Raw genomic sequence first — 19963 nt, forward strand, 5'->3', positions numbered from 1 at the left:
AACAAAAAAGCTATAAGGCTTGTCAGGGCAGGTATTGATGTTTTCTATTGATTTGATTATTCAACCAACCACTTCATCACATCCTCAAGATGTTGCCTAAACTGCGGTTCTGAATACGACTCTTCTGTATGACCGCCACCTGTATAATACATTTTACCATCGCCTACTTTATGATACCAGGCGTGGGGGTGATACACCCCGTTTTTACCTCCTTCATAAGAAGACTCATCAAGTGTAAGCGTGACCTTAACATCAGGATTCAGGTTTTTGAAATTGTACCATTCATCGGTACGTTCAAAACTATCGGGGAACGCTTCAACTGTTTTGTGTTTTTCTTTTTTAACGACCCGAGCTTTTTGAGTTTTTGGATGACTCACAAAATACCCCCCTATAAATTCCCCATACCAAGGCCATTCATATTCTGTATCAGAAGCTGCGTGGACACCAAAGAATTTTCCGCCTAATTCCATATAGTTTTGAAAAGCTACCTGTTGCTCTTCTCCAAGAATATCACCGGTTGTATTTAGAAAAATCACTAAATCGAAGTCTTTTAGATTTTCAGAATTAAAGATTAAAGAGTCTTCAGAATGTTGAACTGCCCATTTGTTTTCAGAAGCTATTTCTTTTAAAGCCGTAACACCAGTTTCTATAGAACTGTGTCTAAAACCATTGGTTTTTGTAAAAACCAATACATTTTTCTTTGTTAAAAAATCACTTTTTTTTGTTGAGTTACAGCTCAGAATTAAAATCGAGACAGAAAGTAAGAGAAATATTTTTTTCATAATTAGCTAAGAGATTGAATGTATTTTTTAGGTGTAGTACCGTATTGTTTTTTAAATGCTGCAATAAAATGACTTGCCGTGCTGTAGCCTATTTTTAGTCCTACTTCATTTACATTATGTGAACCGCTAGCAAGCAACTGCCTCGCGACTTCCATCTTATAATCAAAGAGAAAACTATATACAGAATCCCCATAAATCTGCTTAAAACCTTCTTTCAGTTTATTTAAACTCAGATTGATCTCATCTGCAAGTTCTTGTAAAGAAGGAGGCTCTGCCATACGTGCAATGATGATATCTTTTGCTCTTTTGATTTTTACTACATTATCTTCATCTACTAAAAACGGGCACTGTTCCACATCAGCTTCAGAAGGGCGGTTAAAATACAAACTGAGCAATTCATAAGCCTTTCCCTTAAAATAGAGCGCTTTAACTGAAGCATGCAAATTATAGTTCATCAATTGGTTGAGCACAATCGCCATTGAAGGTGAAATCACACCATCTTTATAATATTTACGATCGCGGTTTTCATCACTTAAAAAAGTTATGAAATCGGCTTCACGAGAAAATAGAGAATGAAATTTTTTAATAGAAATGAATACTGAAATCACCCAGCTATCCGGAGCGATTTCTAGATTTATAGGTAAATCCCGTTGTGGGTTGTAAAGCAATAAGGAGTGTTCTTCACTTAATGGAAGCTTATAATTACCTTCATTAAACTGAAATACAGAAGTACCTTTTGCACAAAAATGAAACTGAATATAGCTGCTGTCAACCTCACGGGTTACTAACTGTTTTTCAGCAGTTTCATTATTAAATTTCAGTATAAAAAAACCTTCTTCAATATTGGTTTCGCTATATAAACCTGCAGCGATATTTTTTAATGTTTCCATACTCAAAAAAAAGTATTTTATTTAGATTTATTCTAAACAAATGTGAAGGATCACATTCAGAATTTCTCACTAAATTAGCCTATTTTCAGCTTTTTGAAGTCAAAAACGACATTTTATTCGGTCATCGTTAAAAATCATACCTCTAGCGTTACTTTTTAAAGTTTACTCGAAATACATTTGCAACCGAACTTATGAATACAAACGGCAAACGACATTTTTATCCGGCTTATCCCGGTGATTTTTTCGCCATTGGCTTAAGCTATTTAAAAGCAGATGCTGAGACGCGCGGGCATTTTAGTGTTGACAGTACTATTCAAGAGCAAATTTTAAAACGCGCTCAAGAAGAAGGTATTGAAGGGCTGAGTATCATTTCTACTTGTAACCGTACCGAATTGTATGGTTTTGCTCAAGAACCTCTAGATCTTATTAAATTATTATGTGAGCATACCCGCGGTACCATCGCAGAATTTGAAGCGGTATCGTACTCCTATAAAAATGAGAAAGCCGTTGAGCATTTATTTAAAGTAGGTACCGGGCTTGACAGCCAAATTTTAGGAGATTTTGAGATCATCAGTCAGTTAAAAAATGGGTTTAAGCGTGCTAAAAAACTCAAACTGGTCAACCCATTTATGGAGCGACTTGTAAATGCAGTGATTCAGGCGAGTAAGCGCATTAAAAATGAAACCAATATTTCTAGCGGAGCGACTTCTGTAAGTTTTGCTTCGGTTCAATATATTTTATCACGTGTTCCGTTTATTTCAGAAAAGAATATTTTGCTTTTCGGAACCGGAAAAATCGGGCGTAACACCTGTGAAAATTTGGTAAAACACACCAAAAATGATCACATCACGCTCATTAATCGTACTAAAGATAAAGCGGAAAAAATTGCCGGAAAATTTAACCTCATCGTTAAAGATTATGCAGACATCCAGTCTGAAATCGCACAAGCAGATGTGTTAATTGTAGCTACCGGCGCACAAAAACCAACCATTTCTAAAGAGCTTTTATATCTCAAAAAACCACTTCTTATTTTAGACCTGAGCATCCCTAAGAATGTAAATGAGAATGTAGAAGAAATTGATGGTGTAAGTCTGGTTCATCTAGACCAACTTTCAAAAATCACAAACGATACGCTTAACCGTCGCAAAAAGCAGTTACCACAAGCGCAGGCAATAATTACTGAAATTCAAGACGAATTTTATGAGTGGTTGACCACACGCCAATTTGCACCCACTATTAAGGCTTTAAAACTAAAACTGGTAGATCTTAAAGACGGTGAGATAGACAATCAACGTAAAAAAATTGCCGGTTTTAACGAAGAACAAGCTGAAATAATCAGCGAGCGTATCATTCAAAAAATCACTACACAGTTTGCAAAACACTTAAAGACGGAAGACATTTCACATACTGAAAGTCTTGATCTCATTCAAAAAGTGTTTAAACTTCAAAATCACTAAGCTTTGGCAAAAACCATACGCATAGGTACCCGCGATAGCGAGTTAGCGCTTTGGCAGGCACACACTGTGCAAGATCAATTACAAGCTCTGGGCTATAAAACCAAATTGGTTTCGGTAAAATCTACCGGAGATCTTATTCTAGATAAGCCACTATACGAACTGGGAATCACCGGTATTTTTACTAAAACACTAGATGTCGCAATGATCAACGGGACGGTTGATATCGCTGTACATTCTATGAAAGACGTTCCTACTCAGCTTCCAAAAGGCATTGTACAAGGCGCTGTTTTACCGCGTGCTGCTCAAGAAGATATTTTTGTTTTTAAAGATGACAAAAGCACTGCAGCTTTTGATAAACCGGTAACAATTGCAACCGGAAGTCTGCGCCGTAAAGCGCAATGGCTCAATAAATACCCGCACCATAACGTGGTAGATTTACGTGGAAATGTAAATACCCGTCTACAAAAAGTGGCGGATAACGAATGGGCAGGAGCGATTTTTGCTAAGGCCGGTTTAGAACGCATCAATCTAAAGCCTGAAAATCACGACATTCTTGATTGGATGATCCCCGCACCGGCACAAGGTGCGATGGTTATCGCCGTCATGGAAAATGACGCATTCTGTAAAGAAGCGTGTAATCAACTGAACGATGTGAATGCTGAATTAGCAACACGGATAGAACGTGAATTTCTTAGAAAATTAGAAGGTGGCTGTACAGCTCCAATAGGTGCTTATGCAAAAATAAAAGAGGGACACATCCATTTTCATGGAGCGCTTTTTAGTCTTGACGGAACTCAAAAGTTAGAGATTGAAGAAACCATTCCCGCTTCTGAAAGTGAAAATTTTGGAGCCTTGTGTGCGCTAAAAATCTTAGACGATGGAGGTCGCGAATTGATGGAAGCGATTAAAAAAGAATTGTAAATCCCCCATCTTTAATATGAAAGCAGTTCTTTCCACAAAAAAGCTAACACCTTCTCAAAAGAATTTAATTCTTGGAGCTGGATTTTCAGTTGTGGAATATGATGCCATAAAGATTGAACCATTAGATTTTAAACTTCCGAAGGAATTAAAAAATCTGATTTTCACGAGTAAAAATGGGGTTTATGCTTTTTTAGAAAGAAACCATATTTCTCCAGAAAAAACAAATTGTTTTTGCGTAGGTTCTAAAACTAAAGGCTTACTTAAAGAAAAAGGCTTCAATGTGATTAAAACCGCTCAAAATGCATCAGAATTGGGTGATTTTATCATAAAAAACTATCAAAAAGAACATTTTGCTTTTTTTTGCAGTGCGATACGCAGAAATGAATTACCTGAGAAATTGACTGAAAATCTGGTGAGTTTTGAAGAGATTATGGCTTACGAAACTCAATTAAATACTAAAACATTCAACAGGCAATTTGATGTAGTTCTTTTTTTTAGTCCGTCTGGAGTAGAAAGTTTTACTTCAGTAAATACATTAAAAAATACGCTTGCTGTTTGCATTGGTCAAACTACCGCAAACGAAGTACAAAAATATACTGAGCATTTTACCATTGCTAACGCTACCACTGTAGAAAGTGTGATCGCTAGAGCGGTAAAAGCATTAAACTAACATTATGATCAAAAACGATTTATTTTTAAGAGCATTAAAAGGAGAAACGGTTGAGCGTCCTCCGGTTTGGATGATGCGTCAGGCGGGTCGCTACTTACCCGAATTTCAAGAGATAAAGGCTAAGTACGATTTCTTCACACGCTGTCAAACTCCAGAACTTGCGAGTGAGATCACCGTACAGCCCATTCGTCGTTATGGCATGGATGCTGCGATTTTGTTTAGCGATATTTTGGTAATTCCACAGGCAATGAATATTGATGTGGAAATGAAACCTGGAGTTGGGCCGTGGTTACCAGATCCTATCCGCTCGATGAAGCAATTAGACCAAGTAATTGTCCCAGATATCAATGACACCTTGGGCTATGTGATGGATGCTATCAAAATGACTAAAGAAAAACTCAACGACGAGATTCCTTTAATTGGTTTTGCCGGCAGCCCGTGGACGATTTTATGTTATTGTGTGCAAGGGCAAGGCTCTAAGAATTTTGATATCGCAAAAGAATTTTGCTTTACGCAGCCTGAAGCTGCTCACGCATTACTTCAGAAAATCACAGATACAACTATTCTATATTTAAAAGAAAAAGTAAAAGCTGGTGTTAATGCGGTTCAGGTATTTGACAGTTGGGGTGGTATGCTTTCTCCTGTTGATTATCAAGAGTTCAGTTGGAACTATATCCAGCAAATTATTGATGCTTTAAAAGACGAAATCCCGGTAATTGCCTTTGGAAAGGGTTGCTGGTTTGCCTTAGGCGATATGGCAAAAAGTGGTGCTTCGGCATTAGGTGTAGATTGGACGTGTAGCCCACGAAATGCCCGTTATTTAAGTGGTGGTAACATCACACTTCAGGGTAATTTTGACCCAACGCGCTTGTTTTCGCCTCCGGCAGAAATCAAACGCATGGTGACTGAAATGATCGATGCTTTTGGTAAAGACAAATACATCGTAAACCTGGGACACGGCATTTTACCTAATATTCCGTTAGAAAATGCAGGAGCATTTATTGAAGCAGTAAAAGAATACAAAGCAGAACGATGAGCATACGGGCGCGTTTAAAATCAATGAGCTTTGCTCAACTTTTTAAGCTTGCCTCTCTTTTTATCGCACATCCCGGTTATGGGTTTATAACAGTTCGTGCGTCAAAAAAAGTGATACACATTGCAACTCAGGTTTATGGGAATACCCACCATAAAAGCAATCGCGCCAATGCGTTTAGACACGCGTTGTGGACGGTTTTATTAGGAAAAGCAGTTTATCAGAAAACCCATAATCTAGAAAAAGCTAAAGGTTGGGCAAAGCAATTTACCGATCTGCACGAAGAGTTATTTATAAATAACGAGTTAGATCGTGCAATGGATTTGCATAATAACAACTTTGGAATTCAAAAGTTGAAAGAACTCGTTACACCCACCGAAGCAGATACGATTGCATTTTTGAAAACCGAAGCAGATAAAGCTGTTCAAATAACACAAACTGAAGAAACTAAGCAACATCCGTTAAATTTGGTTTATATTTCAGAATAATGATACAATCTATTTTTAGCGGACTTTCGGCTTATAAAGATTCTATAAATCTGATGCGCAAACTGCGTTTATGGAAGTTTTTTGCCGTGCCTATGGTTATTAGTTTTTTTACGGCTCTTGTGATTGGTATTACCGCTTATGGGCTTTCAGATAATATTGGCCATTTTATCGCACAGCTTTGGGTATGGGAATGGGGTGCACAAATCGTAGAAACTATAAGTACAGTAGTTGGCGGTCTAATTATTATCGTACTGGGTCTTATTGCTTACAAGCACATTATAATGGCTTTTTCTGCACCTTTTATGAGTCCGGTTTCTGAGAAAATAGAAGCACATTTTTATTCTGGAGTGCATCAACATCGGGATACGACAAACGCCGGTCAACTCGTTCGCGGGATAAAAATAAACTTAAGAAACTTAGCATGGGAACTCCTCATGAGTATTCCGCTTTTGTTGTTGAGTCTTATTCCTGTTGTAGGTATTATTGCCACAGTTTTACTGTTTCTCATTCAGGCATATTATGCCGGTTTTGGAAATATGGATTATACACTAGAACGCCATTTTCCGTATCGTGAAAGCGTTAACTTTGTAAAAGCTAATCGCGGATTTGCCATAGGAAACGGAATTGTTTTCATGCTGTTTTTATTGATTCCTTTTGTAGGAATTATTTTGGTTTTGCCCATTTCGGTTACTGCCGCAAGCAAAACAACGCTTGAACTTTTAGAACAACAAAAACAATGAGTGAAGAACCAGAATATGAACTGAGGCTTTTAGAAACCGATGATGCTAAAGCCTTGAATTTTCTTTTTAAAGAAAACAAAGACTCTTTTAAAGAATATTTTACCGAAACCTACAAACAAACCAAAACCATTAAAGCTTCTAAAGCTTTGATTGAACAAATCATCAAGCTTGCTGAAGAAAAGAAGACGTTTTACTTTGGATTATTTACTATCATTCACCCTGAATTGGTCGGTTTGGTGATCTTAAAAGAAATAGATCTGGATAAAGGCGAAGGCGAAATCGCTTATTGTCTGGCAAAACGCTTTAGAGGTCGCGGTTGGATCTCAGAAGCCGTTGAACTCGTAGCAGATTATGGTTTTGTAAATCATAACATACATCACTATAAAATCATTACCCATAACAGTAATGAAAAAAGTATCGAAGTTGCTCAACGATCTGGTTTTATCTGGCACAGCACCTTAGAAAAAGAATTTAAACCCCTGCGAGGTAAAGCTCAGGATATGGAGCTTTATGTCTTAAAAAAGTAACATACAAATGAGAGATCAGTTTGTAAACTACATAAAAAATTTACAAAATACTATCACTGCAAAGCTTGAAGCTATTGACGGTGAAGCAACTTTTAAAGAAGATTTGTGGCAACGCAAAGAAGGAGGTGGCGGTCGCACGCGAGTGCTTGAAAACGGTGCGGTTATCGAGAAAGGTGGCGTAAATATTTCTGAAGTTCACGGTCCGCTGGCACCGGCGATGCAAAAGTATTTTAACGTAGGCGATGTTGATTTTTTTGCCTGTGGATTGAGTTTGGTGATTCACCCTAAAAATCCATTTGCTCCTACGGTACACGCTAACTGGCGGTATTTTGAAATGCTTGATAAAGAAGGAAATATCGTAGATTCCTGGTTTGGTGGCGGTCAGGATTTGACGCCTTATTATTTGTTTGAAGAAGATGCTGCTCATTTTCACCAAACTTGTAAAACAGCCTGTGATGCGCATGATCCGGCATTCTATTCACAATACAAAATGCGCTGTGACGAATATTTTTACAACAGTCACCGTGGTGAAGCGCGTGGATTAGGCGGTTTGTTTTTTGATTATCTCAAAGCAACAGACGAGCGCTCTATGCAAGACTGGTATAATTTTGTAACGCAAGTGGGTGATAGTTTTCTGGATGCCTATGCTCCTATTTTAGAAAAACGCAAAGATTTGCCTTATGGCGAAAAAGAGCGCGACTGGCAAGAAGTGCGTCGTGGCCGTTATGTAGAATTCAATTTGGTTCATGATAAAGGAACACTCTTTGGACTCAAAACAAACGGAAGAATTGAAAGTATTTTGATGAGTCTTCCTCCCAATGTACAATGGCGTTACGATCATCACCCGGAGCCCGGGAGTGAAGAAGCTAAGCTGGTTGAAGTGTTAGAAAACCCTAGAGATTGGGTTTAATTATTTCCAGATAGTAGCTTGTTTAGTCTTAACGTGTGTATCTTTTTTGAGCTCGTTAAAGCGGGCTTTTAGAAGTAATTTTCGACCTTCGAGATTTCTGGTGAATATTAATTCTGAAGTTCCTAAATACTGTTTCCAAAACTCATAAAAAACAGACGCTTCTTTCTTTCGCTGTGCAAAAATTTCAGGAACTGTAAAGCAGCTTGAAAAGCCTAATTTTTCTCTTAACCAGTCTGCTTGATTGATGACATACCGTGGGTTATTTACAGGTGCTAGAACTTCTTGTAAATACTTCACAAAAAGCTTCTCTTCTTTTTCTGTAGCACCTTTTAAAAAACAGTTTAATATTCCCACTTTGGGTTCTTCGATCACTAACTTGATCTGATCAGGAGCTGTATTTATATGTTTCAATCTTACCATAGTATCAAAAACCACCTTTGCAATAGCTTCGATTTCTTTATCTATTCTGCCATAATACAAATACAGTTTTGTCGCTCTGTAAAGCTTAGGTACTAATGTAACAGCCATTGCAGCTGCTACAGCTACAATAAAATGAATTATTCCTTTTGCAATTAATAAACGTAAATAGCTCAAAAATAATTCTGGAAGAACAACGGTGAGAACAAGTACGATTTCTGATAAAGCATATTTTAATGTACTGTTATAAGCAACCTTGCGCTTTACTGCAAAAGGCTTATTATCATCAAAATTCAGCTTTAATTCATTGACCATTACAGAGCCAGACTCAATAGCCTCATCCCAACGCTGCTTTACATTTTTTCGATTTTTAGCCACATGTACCATATGCTCATTAAGCTCTGACAATTGATCAGCATTTACATCAAGGTCAAGTCGCTCGATTCCGTTTTCAATAACCGGATTCCCTGCTAAGGTTACACCACAAAAAGCTTCAAATCTTCGCTGGAGCAATTTATAATCTGCACCACCATTTTTTACTGTAGGATCTAAACAAGCTAAATGCCAGATAGACGCTATCTTATCTGGTGATTTTGGAGAAACACGTATAGCTCGACCACGCATTTGATTAGACATAACAAAAGAGCCTACAAAAGAAGCCAGAATAAGTGTATTCATCGCAGGACAGTCCCAGCCTTCACCAAGCAATGACTTTGTCCCAATTAATATTTTTATAAAACCATCTTCAAAAAGACTGGTGATAACGCCAATCAATTTTGTTTTTGATACAGAATTCGGTTTAATAATTAAATAGGGTGAATCAGGAAGTTGCTCCCAGGTAAGATCGCCGTCAGCCGTTCTTTGCCTCAATACTTCAATAACCGAACTGTGTAAAATAATTAGTGATCCCGTTAAAACAGCAAGGTCGTGTTCTGCAATCTCACTATATCGCAAATGCTGAAAAATTGGGATGACACCTAGTTTATTTAAATCTGAAAGTTGACTTTTTTTAAGTTCTAAAAATTCTTTTCTAATATAATCTGATAAGATTACCGCTCTTAATGAGGACCCCAAAGCTTCAGATTCTGTTTTTATAATTTCAAATATACTGTTGAGCTTGGTGGTACTTTGTGAAAGTGATTTGTAAAGGCGCTGCTCCCCAATAAGATTCACTCTTTTTTGATCTAAACCTCCTATTTGCCGAAGCTTCTTTTCTATAGCTACTAATACAGCCTCTTCTTCAAGATAGTGCTCCCGATGATCTATAAGATAATGCTGCAGTAAAATTTCAACCCACTTATATGAAAAATTAGGAATATACTCTTGCTCTTTTTCATCAAGGCCTAAAACTTCTAGTTTTTCTTTTGAAATAATTATTCCTGAAGCATTTAGAAATATGAGAATCGCAGAATAACGCTCCGGGTTTTCATAAATATCAGGCAAAACCTCATTGGTTTTTGTGTAAAATGAATGGTTCTTTACAATCTTAATAAATGTTTCATCAAGCGTAAGTGCTGTTACAAAATGATGCAATTGTTCCCGGTATTCCTGAATGTATTTTATACGCTCCTTGCTGGGTTTTGAAAAATGAATGTAGTCCTGATGTGGACAAAGATTATTTTCTTTTATGAGTTCGGGTACTGTAATCTCTACATCTACCGGTCCGCACAAATCAAAATAATTGCGCAATTCACGCGGCGAACTATCATACGGAGGTGTAGCTGTTAAACTCGTATAAATACCGTTTTCTATTTTCTTCAGCTCAAAAAGCGGGATCCACCATTCGTTTTTTAAATGATGAGCTTCATCCAGAACAATATGTGCAAGGTCTTGTTCCTTAAAAAAATTGATTAAAGCCTCTGAAGAAGCATTCATTTCATTTTTAAAGAAAGCATGTAAAGATTGATACGTAGAAAAGGTTAGCGTTGCTGGTTCTTTTAAATTATAGGAGCACGAAACAGCATCTCGATCCTTAAGAAAACAATTTTGCAAACGATCGTTCCACTGATTTCTAATAGTAAGTGTAGGGCATAAAACGAGTGTTCTTCGGTTTATTCTACGAATCATTTCGAGTCCTAAAACTGTTTTTCCAGAGCCTGGAGGAGCAATAACATGAAGATGACCATCATTAATATGGGTGTCAAATTCTTTTAAAAATTTAGCTTGATACGATCGCCAGGGGAAAATAAAATTGAGGTGCCGGGTAATAGCAAAATCAGACTTTAAGCTCAAAATATAATAGTAAATTTACCGTGTTATACACCAATACAGGCATTAAAGAAAACAAGATTAAATTCGATTCGAGCTCTGAAAGATTTAGTCTCGATTATCGAGTAAATTTGCCTGTAAAATACAGAATATTATGTTCCCATTAAGAAGAAATCGCAGATTACGTACCTCTGAAGCTATGCGCTCGCTTGTGCGTGAGACCAGTATATCACCCAATGATTTTATCGTACCTCTTTTTGTTGTTGAAGGAAAAGGGGTTAAAGATGAAATCGCATCGATGCCAGGCTATTACCGCCTGAGTTTAGACAATCTCGCAAAAGAGATAAAAGTACTCTGGAAAATGGGCTTAAAAAGCGTTTTGCTTTTTGTGAAAGTAGACGATAAACTTAAAGATAATGCGGGTACCGAAGCTTTAAATCCAAACGGATTGATGCAGCGTGCGATAAGAACGGTTAAAGATGTCGAGCCGCAAATGATGGTAATGACAGATGTAGCGCTTGACCCCTACTCTTCTTTTGGTCACGATGGTATTGTGGGCGGCGGAAAGATCATCAATGATGATTCTAGTGCAGTTCTTGCAGAAATGGGACTTTCTCACGCTAATGCAGGAGCAGATTTTATTGCACCCAGCGATATGATGGATGGTCGTATTTTTGAAATGCGTACACTACTTGAAGACGAAGGACACCACGACGTAGGTATTATGAGTTATTCGGCTAAATATGCCTCTGCATTTTACGGTCCATTTCGTGATGCGTTAGACAGCGCCCCGGTTGACCTTAAAGATGTGCCAAAAGACAAAAAAACCTATCAGATGGACTATGCAAACCGAAACGAAGCAATCAAAGAAACCTTAATGGATATTGATGAAGGTGCCGATATTGTGATGGTAAAACCTGGATTGTGCTATCTGGATATCGTGCGTGATATTAAAAATGCGGTAAATGTCCCCGTTGCGGTGTATCAGGTGAGTGGTGAATATGCGATGATCAAAGCTGCTGCTGCAAAAGGATGGCTCGACCACGATGCTGTAGTTCTGGAGCAGAGCTATGCCATCAAGCGCGCCGGTGCAGACCTGATTGCAAGCTATTTTGCAAAAGATGTGGTTAAATTGATTTCCTAGTTATGCGCAATTTTTTCATCTTGATAATGGCCGTTTTGAGTTTCAGTCAGATTTCAGCACAGGAAAGTCTTTACAAAAAGGCCTGGCTTGAAAAATGGCAAAACTCAAAAGAATATTTGATTGCTATCGCCGAGCAAATGCCAGACTCGCTGTATAATTACAAACCTACCGAACGGGAGATGAGTTTTGCCGAGCAGCTCGAGCACATAAACGGCAATATGGAATGGCTGGCCACTACTTATTTTGATAAAAAAGAAGCCGAAGTGAGTACTTCAGCAAACCCAAAAGAGCGCATCATTGCCAATCTTGAATCTTCATTTGATCAAATTCAGGGAACCATAAAAAGCTATCCCGAAACTAAACTGGAAGAATTTGTAGGTTTTTTTGCAGGTGAAAAATCACGTTTACAGATTCTTAATTTGCTTCAGGATCATATCACCCATCATCGCGGACAACTCATTGTATATTTAAACCTAAAAAAAATTAAGCCACCTCAGTATACGGGGTGGTGATTAAATCTCAGGTTTAATTCCACAAAATATCCCCTAAGCTTTTCTTAACCCATTGGTTAGACCTTTTGATTTATAGTATATTTATCTCAAATCAAACTAACCCATGGCTCTACTTATCGCATTTGCGTTTATATCAATATTTTTCTCCTTTCTCTGCTCGATCTTAGAGGCGGTTTTACTGAGTGTTACTCCAAGTTTTATCCGTATTAAAACCAAAGAAGGTCACGCCTATGCCAAAACTTTGGCCAACTTTAAAAAGGATATAGACAAACCGCTTATCGCAATTTTAACGCTCAATACTATCGCACACACAGTAGGCGCGATTCTTGTGGGAGATCAGGCCGGTACAATGGCAACAGAGTCTGGATGGAATTTCTCGATTTTAGGATTAAATTTTGTCGCGATTGTTTCTACTATAATGACATTGCTCATTCTGGTACTTTCAGAAATTATTCCAAAAACTATAGGCGCTACCTACTGGAAATCTCTGGGGAATTTCACGGCTAAAACGCTCTCTTTAATACTGATTTTATTAAAGTATACTGGTATTCTCTGGATATTAATGCAAGTGACTAAGCTTGTCGGAAAATCAGCGCACGTTAGCACCATGAGCCGCGAAGAATTTATGGCCCTTACCGATGCCGCCGAAAAAGAAGGGGTGTTTGAAGACAACGAGACCACGGTGATTAAAAACCTGCTCGTCTTTAAATCGGTTATGGCAAAAGATGTCATGACCCCATTTCCGGTTGTGGTTACCGAAGATCAGAGCATGACCTTAAAGCAATTTCAAAAAGAACATCCGCATCTAAAATTTTCCAGAATCCCGGTTTATGAAAACAAATCGCATAACATCACGGGTTTCATTCTTAAAGATGATGTACTTGAAGAGATCGTAGAAGAGCACGGCGAAAAAACACTTGCTGATATCAAGCGCGATATACTTATTGTAAATTCAGACCAACCTATACCGTTACTTTTTGACACCTTTGTGAAAAGCAGGGATCACTTAGCGCTGGTGACCGACGAATTTGGAAACACCATCGGTATCGTTACCATGGAAGACATTATTGAAACCCTTCTGGGACTCGAAATAATGGACGAGAGCGATACTATTGAAGATATGCAGGTACAAGCTCGTAAAAACTGGGAACGTCGTGCAAAACGTATGGGAATTCCGTTAGAAAAAGTTAATACACCACCTATTAACGTGAAGCTCTCACCACAACATGATACCGACGTGAAGCGAGAAGATATGCCTGATTCTGATAAACCTTCAGCATGAGTGAAGCATTTATAGATTCGCCATTGGGAACACTCGTAATTCAGGGAGATGAATTGGGACTGCAACGGGTTGAATTTATAGATGAAAAAATTCCGCAAAGCGAAAGAATTCCGGTTGCTTTAGAAGATGCGGTGTTTCAGCTAAGTGATTATTTTGAAGGAAAACGCAAAACCTTCGATCTCAAATTGAATCCACAGGGAACCGATTTTCAGAAACGTGTTTGGCTTCAACTTGCACAAATTCCTTTTGGTAAAACTACTTCTTATTTACAAATGGCTAAAGATCTGGATGATCCCAAAGTTATTAGAGCCGCGGCCTCAGCAAACGGAAAAAACCCAATCGCAATCATAATTCCCTGCCACCGGGTAATCGGTAGCGATAATTCTATGACCGGCTACGCCGGCGGAATCTGGCGTAAAAAATGGCTTCTGGAACACGAAAATCCGGTAAAGCAACAGTCTCTTTTTTAGAAGTACGGATTTCCTTAAAAAATCGTAACCCTTTTTCGGTATCTTTAAGTTATGAAATTTCTTAAGCGCCTTTTTATTGGTTTTATAAGCTTTTTGGTCGTACTCATCATCGCATTATATGTGTTCGATTACGACTATCTGCTCAAGGCTGTACGCACGATCTATTTTACCGGTCACACTACGGCATACCTTGAAGATTATAAGAAGTTTGACAATACGCGTATTGAAGCCGGCAACCCACAGGCCTGGCCACAGGCAAAAAACTACAACATGTATGAACTAAGTGATACGCTTCAGAGCATTCATAAAGCATACGGCTCTATTGCTTACATCGTGATCAAAAATGACAGTATCGTATTTGAAGAATACTACGACGGGTTTGGTCAGACTTCAAAAAGCAACTCGTTTTCGATGGCAAAAAGTTATGTTTCGGCAATGCTTGGCAAAGCAATAATGCAAGGCTATATCGAAAGTTTGGATCAGCCGGTGGGTGATTTTATTCCGGAATATACTGAAGGAACAGCTGCGCAAATGACCGTTGGCGATCTCGCCTCTATGGCCAGTGGTCTCAATTGGGACGAGTCGTATTACAGTCCGTTTTCAGTAACTACTCGAGCCTATTTTGATGATGATTTAGAGTCAGTAATGCTCAATTTAGGAATGAAAGAAAAACCAGGTGCCGGTTACAAATACCTCAGCGGAAACACACAATTACTCGCCATGGTTTTAGAGCGTGCCACTGGTAGAAAACTAGCTGATTATCTCTCTGAAAGTTTATGGAAACCGCTGGGTGCAAATAAAGATGCTCTTTGGCAGCTGGATAGCGAAGAAAGCGGACTCGTAAAGGCCTATTGTTGTATTGCCTCTAACGCACTTGATTTTGCCCGTCTGGGAAAACTTTACAAAGACTATGGCAACTGGAACGGCACTCAAATTCTCGACTCTACTTTTGTTGCCAAATCGATCAAGCCGCGATTTTCTGGGGAGCCATACGGTTATGGCTTTTGGTTGAAAGATTATAAAGACAAAAAAGTTTTTATGATGCGTGGACATCTCGGGCAATATGTGATGGTAATTCCTGAAGATGATCTCATAGTTGTAAGATTGGGTCATAGTCGCGGTAAGGTGAATGAAACTTTTTACCCTGATGAAATAGACACCTATCTTGAAGAAGCGTATAAAATGAATTGAATATGATCTCCCGACTCCAACTTGAAAACATTTTATTTCTAGATATTGAAACCGTACCACAGCACGAGAATTTTGATGATCTGGATGCTGATCTACAACAGCTGTATGCTGACAAAACCGAATATCAACGCAAAGATGAATTTACTGCAGCAGAGTTTTATGACCGTGCGGGCATTTGGGCAGAGTTTGGGAAAATCGTGTGTATTTCGGTAGGCTATTTTCACAGATCGGGAGAGCAGCGCAATTTTAGAACCACTTCTTTTCATGGTTCTGAAAAACAGCAATTACTGGAGTTTAAGAAGCTACTCAGCGAGCATTACAACAAACCACAGCATGTGCTTTGTGCACATAACGGGAAAGAGTTTGACTTTCCTTTTATCGCCCGAAGAATGATTGTAAATGGCATCAAGCTTCCGTTTAAGCTAGATCTCTTTGGTAAAAAACCATGGGAAGTTCCACATCTGGACACCTTAGAATTGTGGAAATTTGGTGATTACAAACATTATACTTCCTTAAAACTGCTCACTAAAATTTTAGATATTCCTTCTCCAAAAACAGATATAGACGGTAGTCAGGTTCGTGATGTTTTTTATAAAGAAAAAGACATCGAGCGCATAATTGAATACTGCGAGCGCGATGTGGTTGCAGTTGCTCAGATCGTATTACGCCTGCGCAATGAAAAACTTCTGGAGGATTCTGAAGTCACTTCTGTATAGAACAAACAAGATATTGTAATTTTAAAGTGTGAACAAAACAGCTCTTCTTTCAGTAGAAAATCTAAGCATAGGTTTTAAGGCCGGCAATAGACTTAATCAAGTTTTACACAACATCAATTTTGACGTTTATAAAAATGAGATTGTAGGCGTTGTTGGTGAGTCTGGCTCGGGTAAATCTGTGACCAATCTAGCTGTTTTGGGTTTACTTCCTAAACGTATTTCTGAAGTGATTTCCGGTAAGATCATTTTTGAAGGAAAAGATCTATTGACGTATTCAGATAAACAACTTCAGAAGATAAGAGGCAATGCGATTTCTATGATTTTTCAAGAACCTATGAGTTCGTTAAATCCCTCTATGCGTTGCGGCAGGCAAGTCACCGAAATATTAAAAAGACATCAGCAAATCAGTAACGAAGCAGCAAAAGCTGAAACGTTGAGACTGTTTGAGCAAGTAAAACTTCCTCGTCCCATAAGTGTATTTAAAGCGTATCCCCACGAGATAAGTGGCGGTCAGAAACAGCGTGTCATGATTGCTATGGCAATTGCTTGTAAGCCGCAACTGCTCATTGCAGACGAGCCTACAACCGCGCTTGACGTTACTGTTCAAAAAGAGATCATTCTGCTCTTAAAAGAGCTGCAACAGCAAACAGCAATGAGTATTCTCTTTATTTCGCATGATTTGTCTTTAGTTAGCGAAATAGCAGATCGGGTTCTGGTTATGTACCGGGGTAAAATTGTCGAAAGAGGCAGTGCAACTTCAATTTTTAAAAATCCACAAGAAGATTACACGAAGGCTTTGATCTATGCCCGACCTTCTACTACCGAGCGTCTGAGTAAGCTACCCACTGTTGCTGATTTTTTAAGCGGAAAGCCCTTAGCTCAAGCAGTGAGTTCCCAATCTCGGGAAAAACAACATCAGGATATTTACAGCAAATCACCCTTATTAGAGATTAAAAACGCACAAAAAGAATATTACTCAAAAGTTTCCTTTTTTGGTAAAACCGAAACCGTAAAAGCAGTTAATAATGTGAGTTTTAAAATTTATGAAGGCGAAACGCTGGGGCTTGTAGGTGAAAGCGGCTGCGGAAAATCAACTTTAGGGAATTTAATTCTTCAGCTCGATAAAGCAACTTCCGGAAGCATTTTCTACAACGGAAAAGATTTGACAAAACTGAAGTCTAACGAACTGCGTAAACTTCGGAAAGATATTCAGATCATCTTTCAGGACCCCTACTCGTCGTTGAATCCAAGGTTGACAGTAGGTCAATCGATCACTGAAGCGATGCAGGTTCATAAATTGTACGGTTCTAAAAAAGAGCGCAAAGCAGAAGCATTAAAATTGCTGCAGCAAGTAGGCTTAATGCCTGAGCACTATGACCGCTATCCACACGAGTTTAGTGGTGGTCAACGTCAGCGCATTGGCATTGCACGTACAATAGCTGTAAAACCTAAATTTATTGTTTGTGACGAATCGGTGTCTGCTCTGGATATTTCGGTGCAGGCTCAGGTTCTTAATCTTCTCAATGAACTTAAGGAAACTTATCAGTTTACTTATTTATTTATCTCTCACGATCTGGCAGTAGTAAAATATATTTCAGACCGTTTACTGGTAATGCGGAACGGGCAATTTGAAGAAACAGGTGAAGCTGATGCTGTGTATGCAAATCCTGAAAGTGCTTACACCAGAGAACTTATAGATGCCATTCCCAAAGGGATTTAAAACATAAAAAAGAATACTTTTTTCGCTAAAAAAATAAAAGTATTTGCAGTCGCTAAAATTTCTTTAAGGGTAATTTTTGTTTGTTGAAAAAAAGCATTCATACTGTATTTATTTACTAGTTATCTGAAATTAAAAGCGCGGAGCTCCCCCCACGCTTTTTAACAAATCATAACATCATAATACTCCTATTCTGAAGTTAACACATTAAGGACTCCTCCTTAATTAAAGTTTCTTGTAAATCATTGATTTGGGCTTTGCTAAAATAACTTATTTTCTAATTATTACAAGTTCAAAACAACAAAATCTTTAAAAAAAGTTAAAGAAATGTGTTTTTCAACCTATTTTAAATGTCTATAATCGATTTTTTAAGTTTACTATTTACCTTTTCGTATTTAAAATTCATATTATAGAATAAAAAAGGAGCCATATAGATGGCTCCTTTTTTATTGTTACCGTCAAAGGATTGATGCCCTGAGACTTGCCGTGAAATTGAAAATTTATTCCTAACGAATGCCTCGCGGGCTTGCCCTGAGGTAGTTCGCTTTATTTAAAGTTTTAAGCTAAAATCATTTCAGGAACTTCATCTGGGATTTCCAGTTTTCCTTCTGTAGCAGCTTTGATCTCATCAACTGTAACTCCCGGAGCTCTTTCTAAAAGTTTGAAACCATTTTCAGTCACCTCAAGAACAGCAAGATTTGTAACAATCTTAGTAACACACCCTACACCGGTAAGCGGCAAAGTACAGCGTTTTAAAAGCTTAGACTGCCCTGCCCTGTTCGTATGCATCATTGCAACAATGATATTCTCGGCACTGGCAACAAGATCCATTGCGCCGCCCATACCTTTTACCATTTTCCCCGGAATCTTCCAGTTTGCGATATCTCCATTCTCAGCAACTTCCATAGCGCCCAAAATCGTAAGATCTACATGCTGACCCCGAATCATTGAAAAACTCAATGCAGAATCAAAAAACGAAGCTCCTTTCAGCGTAGTAATAGTTTGTTTTCCGGCGTTAATAATATCGGCATCTTCTTCTCCTTCAAATGGAAAAGGTCCCATACCTAAAACCCCATTTTCACTCTGAAACTCGACTTCTATGTCGTCTCTTACATAATTGGCTACCAGCGTAGGTATCCCAATCCCAAGATTGACATAAAAACCATCTTTAACTTCCCGAGCGATACGCTTAGCGATTCCGTTTTTGTCTAACATCTTATTTATTAGGTTGAGGAGTCATTCTTAAATAAGGCTTGATCTCTGTATGCCCTTTTGGGAAAAACTCCGGAATTTGTTCATTACTTACACTTGGTGAAATCACACAATCTTCGCCATCTTTCCAGTTAGCAGGTGTAGCTACTTTGTGATACGCTGTAAGTTGAAGCGAATCAATAACGCGTAAAATTTCATCAAAATTACGACCTGTTGAAGGTGGATAGGTTAGTGTCAATTTAATCTTCTTATCTGGCCCGATTACAAAAACTGAGCGTACGGTTGCTTTTTCACTCGCGTTTGGGTGAATCATATCGTAAAGCTCTGCTACTTTATGATCTTCATCCCCTATGATCGGATAATCTACCGTTGTGTTTTGAGTCTCGTTAATGTCTTTAATCCACTCTTTATGTGAAGCTACCCCATCAACACTTAGCGCGATAGGCTTTACATTACGTTTTTTAAACTCACTATGGTAATTTGCAACGGTACCCAACTCTGTTGTACAAACCGGTGTATAATCTGCCGGGTGTGAGAATAAAATCCCCCAGCTGTCTCCCAGCCATTCGTGAAAATTGATTTCTCCTTCAGTAGTGTCTACTGTAAAATCTGGTGCTGTATCTCCTAATCTTAAATGTGCCATTTGTTGTATTTAGTTTTAAATTATTTGGAAGTT

The 19963-nt window shown here is 38.4% G+C and carries 20 protein-coding genes; 15 read left to right on the forward strand and 5 right to left on the reverse strand.

Going from position 1 to position 19963, the window contains the following annotated elements:
* Positions 1 to 56: 56 nt before the first annotated feature.
* Together DSM03_RS02720 and DSM03_RS02725 are read right to left on the reverse strand one after the other, a co-directional pair.
* Positions 57 to 782, reverse strand: coding sequence for a ThuA domain-containing protein (locus tag DSM03_RS02720; RefSeq protein ID WP_128759455.1), 726 nt, complete (start codon positions 780 to 782; stop codon positions 57 to 59).
* Positions 783 to 784: 2 nt separating this feature from the next.
* On the reverse strand, positions 785 to 1672 hold the full coding sequence (locus tag DSM03_RS02725; protein ID WP_128759456.1) for a helix-turn-helix domain-containing protein: 888 nt from the start codon (positions 1670 to 1672) through the stop codon (positions 785 to 787).
* 191 nt (positions 1673 to 1863) lie between these two features.
* On the opposite strand from DSM03_RS02725, the gene hemA reads away from it, so the two are divergent.
* Genes hemA through hemF form a run of 8 tightly spaced genes read left to right on the forward strand, consistent with a single transcriptional unit; the run spans position 1864 to position 8418 of the window.
* Positions 1864 to 3129 carry a glutamyl-tRNA reductase gene (hemA, locus tag DSM03_RS02730; protein WP_128759457.1) on the forward strand — a complete coding sequence of 422 codons (1266 nt, stop codon included), beginning with the start codon at positions 1864 to 1866 and terminating at the stop codon, positions 3127 to 3129.
* A gap of 3 nt (positions 3130 to 3132) precedes the next feature.
* Positions 3133 to 4050: a hydroxymethylbilane synthase gene (hemC, locus tag DSM03_RS02735; protein WP_128759458.1), complete on the forward strand. Its 918-nt coding sequence runs from the start codon at positions 3133 to 3135 to the stop codon at positions 4048 to 4050.
* A 16-nt stretch (positions 4051 to 4066) separates the two neighbouring features.
* Complete coding sequence (locus tag DSM03_RS02740; RefSeq protein ID WP_128759459.1) at positions 4067 to 4720, forward strand: uroporphyrinogen-III synthase; 654 nt, start codon at positions 4067 to 4069, stop codon at positions 4718 to 4720.
* A gap of 4 nt (positions 4721 to 4724) precedes the next feature.
* Positions 4725 to 5756, forward strand: coding sequence for a uroporphyrinogen decarboxylase (hemE, locus tag DSM03_RS02745; RefSeq protein WP_128759460.1), 1032 nt, complete (start codon positions 4725 to 4727; stop codon positions 5754 to 5756).
* A 23-nt stretch (positions 5757 to 5779) separates the two neighbouring features.
* Complete coding sequence (locus tag DSM03_RS02750) at positions 5780 to 6241, forward strand: DUF6973 domain-containing protein (protein ID WP_128759461.1); 462 nt, start codon at positions 5780 to 5782, stop codon at positions 6239 to 6241.
* On the forward strand, positions 6241 to 6981 hold the full coding sequence (locus tag DSM03_RS02755) for an EI24 domain-containing protein (RefSeq protein WP_128759462.1): 741 nt from the start codon (positions 6241 to 6243) through the stop codon (positions 6979 to 6981). The genes DSM03_RS02750 and DSM03_RS02755 overlap by 1 nt, the downstream gene beginning before the upstream one ends.
* Positions 6978 to 7508 (forward strand): GNAT family N-acetyltransferase, encoded by a 531-nt coding sequence (locus tag DSM03_RS02760; protein WP_128759463.1) that lies wholly within the window; start codon positions 6978 to 6980, stop codon positions 7506 to 7508. Before DSM03_RS02755 ends, DSM03_RS02760 begins: the two co-directional genes overlap by 4 nt.
* Positions 7509 to 7515: 7 nt before the next feature.
* Positions 7516 to 8418, forward strand: coding sequence for an oxygen-dependent coproporphyrinogen oxidase (gene hemF, locus DSM03_RS02765; RefSeq protein WP_128759464.1), 903 nt, complete (start codon positions 7516 to 7518; stop codon positions 8416 to 8418).
* Here the strand turns inward: hemF and DSM03_RS02770 are convergent, their stop codons facing one another.
* On the reverse strand, positions 8419 to 11067 hold the full coding sequence (locus tag DSM03_RS02770) for a DEAD/DEAH box helicase family protein (RefSeq protein WP_236638691.1): 2649 nt from the start codon (positions 11065 to 11067) through the stop codon (positions 8419 to 8421).
* 130 nt (positions 11068 to 11197) lie between these two features.
* On the opposite strand from DSM03_RS02770, the gene hemB reads away from it, so the two are divergent.
* The 7 genes from hemB to DSM03_RS02805 all read left to right on the forward strand — a co-directional run bounded on the left by hemB (position 11198) and on the right by DSM03_RS02805 (position 18078).
* Positions 11198 to 12187, forward strand: coding sequence for a porphobilinogen synthase (hemB, locus tag DSM03_RS02775; protein WP_128759465.1), 990 nt, complete (start codon positions 11198 to 11200; stop codon positions 12185 to 12187).
* A 2-nt stretch (positions 12188 to 12189) separates the two neighbouring features.
* Positions 12190 to 12699 carry a DinB family protein gene (locus DSM03_RS02780; protein ID WP_128759466.1) on the forward strand — a complete coding sequence of 170 codons (510 nt, stop codon included), beginning with the start codon at positions 12190 to 12192 and terminating at the stop codon, positions 12697 to 12699.
* A gap of 103 nt (positions 12700 to 12802) precedes the next feature.
* Complete coding sequence (locus tag DSM03_RS02785; protein ID WP_128759467.1) at positions 12803 to 13981, forward strand: CNNM domain-containing protein; 1179 nt, start codon at positions 12803 to 12805, stop codon at positions 13979 to 13981.
* Entirely contained in the window at positions 13978 to 14451 is a 474-nt protein-coding gene (locus tag DSM03_RS02790; protein ID WP_128759468.1) for a methylated-DNA--[protein]-cysteine S-methyltransferase, read from the forward strand. Before DSM03_RS02785 ends, DSM03_RS02790 begins: the two co-directional genes overlap by 4 nt.
* A 51-nt stretch (positions 14452 to 14502) precedes the next feature.
* On the forward strand, positions 14503 to 15642 hold the full coding sequence (locus tag DSM03_RS02795) for a serine hydrolase domain-containing protein (protein ID WP_128759469.1): 1140 nt from the start codon (positions 14503 to 14505) through the stop codon (positions 15640 to 15642).
* A gap of 2 nt (positions 15643 to 15644) precedes the next feature.
* Positions 15645 to 16358, forward strand: coding sequence for a 3'-5' exonuclease (locus DSM03_RS02800; protein ID WP_128759470.1), 714 nt, complete (start codon positions 15645 to 15647; stop codon positions 16356 to 16358).
* Between the two features lie 28 nt (positions 16359 to 16386).
* Complete coding sequence (locus DSM03_RS02805; RefSeq protein WP_128759471.1) at positions 16387 to 18078, forward strand: ABC transporter ATP-binding protein; 1692 nt, start codon at positions 16387 to 16389, stop codon at positions 18076 to 18078.
* 555 nt (positions 18079 to 18633) lie between these two features.
* On the opposite strand, the gene DSM03_RS02810 is transcribed toward DSM03_RS02805, so the two are convergent.
* Both DSM03_RS02810 and DSM03_RS02815 read right to left on the reverse strand, forming a co-directional pair.
* Positions 18634 to 19290 (reverse strand): CoA transferase subunit B, encoded by a 657-nt coding sequence (locus tag DSM03_RS02810; RefSeq protein ID WP_128759472.1) that lies wholly within the window; start codon positions 19288 to 19290, stop codon positions 18634 to 18636.
* Between the two features lies 1 nt (position 19291).
* On the reverse strand, positions 19292 to 19930 hold the full coding sequence (locus DSM03_RS02815; RefSeq protein ID WP_128759473.1) for a peroxiredoxin: 639 nt from the start codon (positions 19928 to 19930) through the stop codon (positions 19292 to 19294).
* Positions 19931 to 19963: the final 33 nt, after the last annotated feature.

It is taken from the genome of Leeuwenhoekiella aestuarii, assembly GCF_004104055.1.
Lineage (GTDB): Bacteria > Bacteroidota > Bacteroidia > Flavobacteriales > Flavobacteriaceae > Leeuwenhoekiella > Leeuwenhoekiella aestuarii.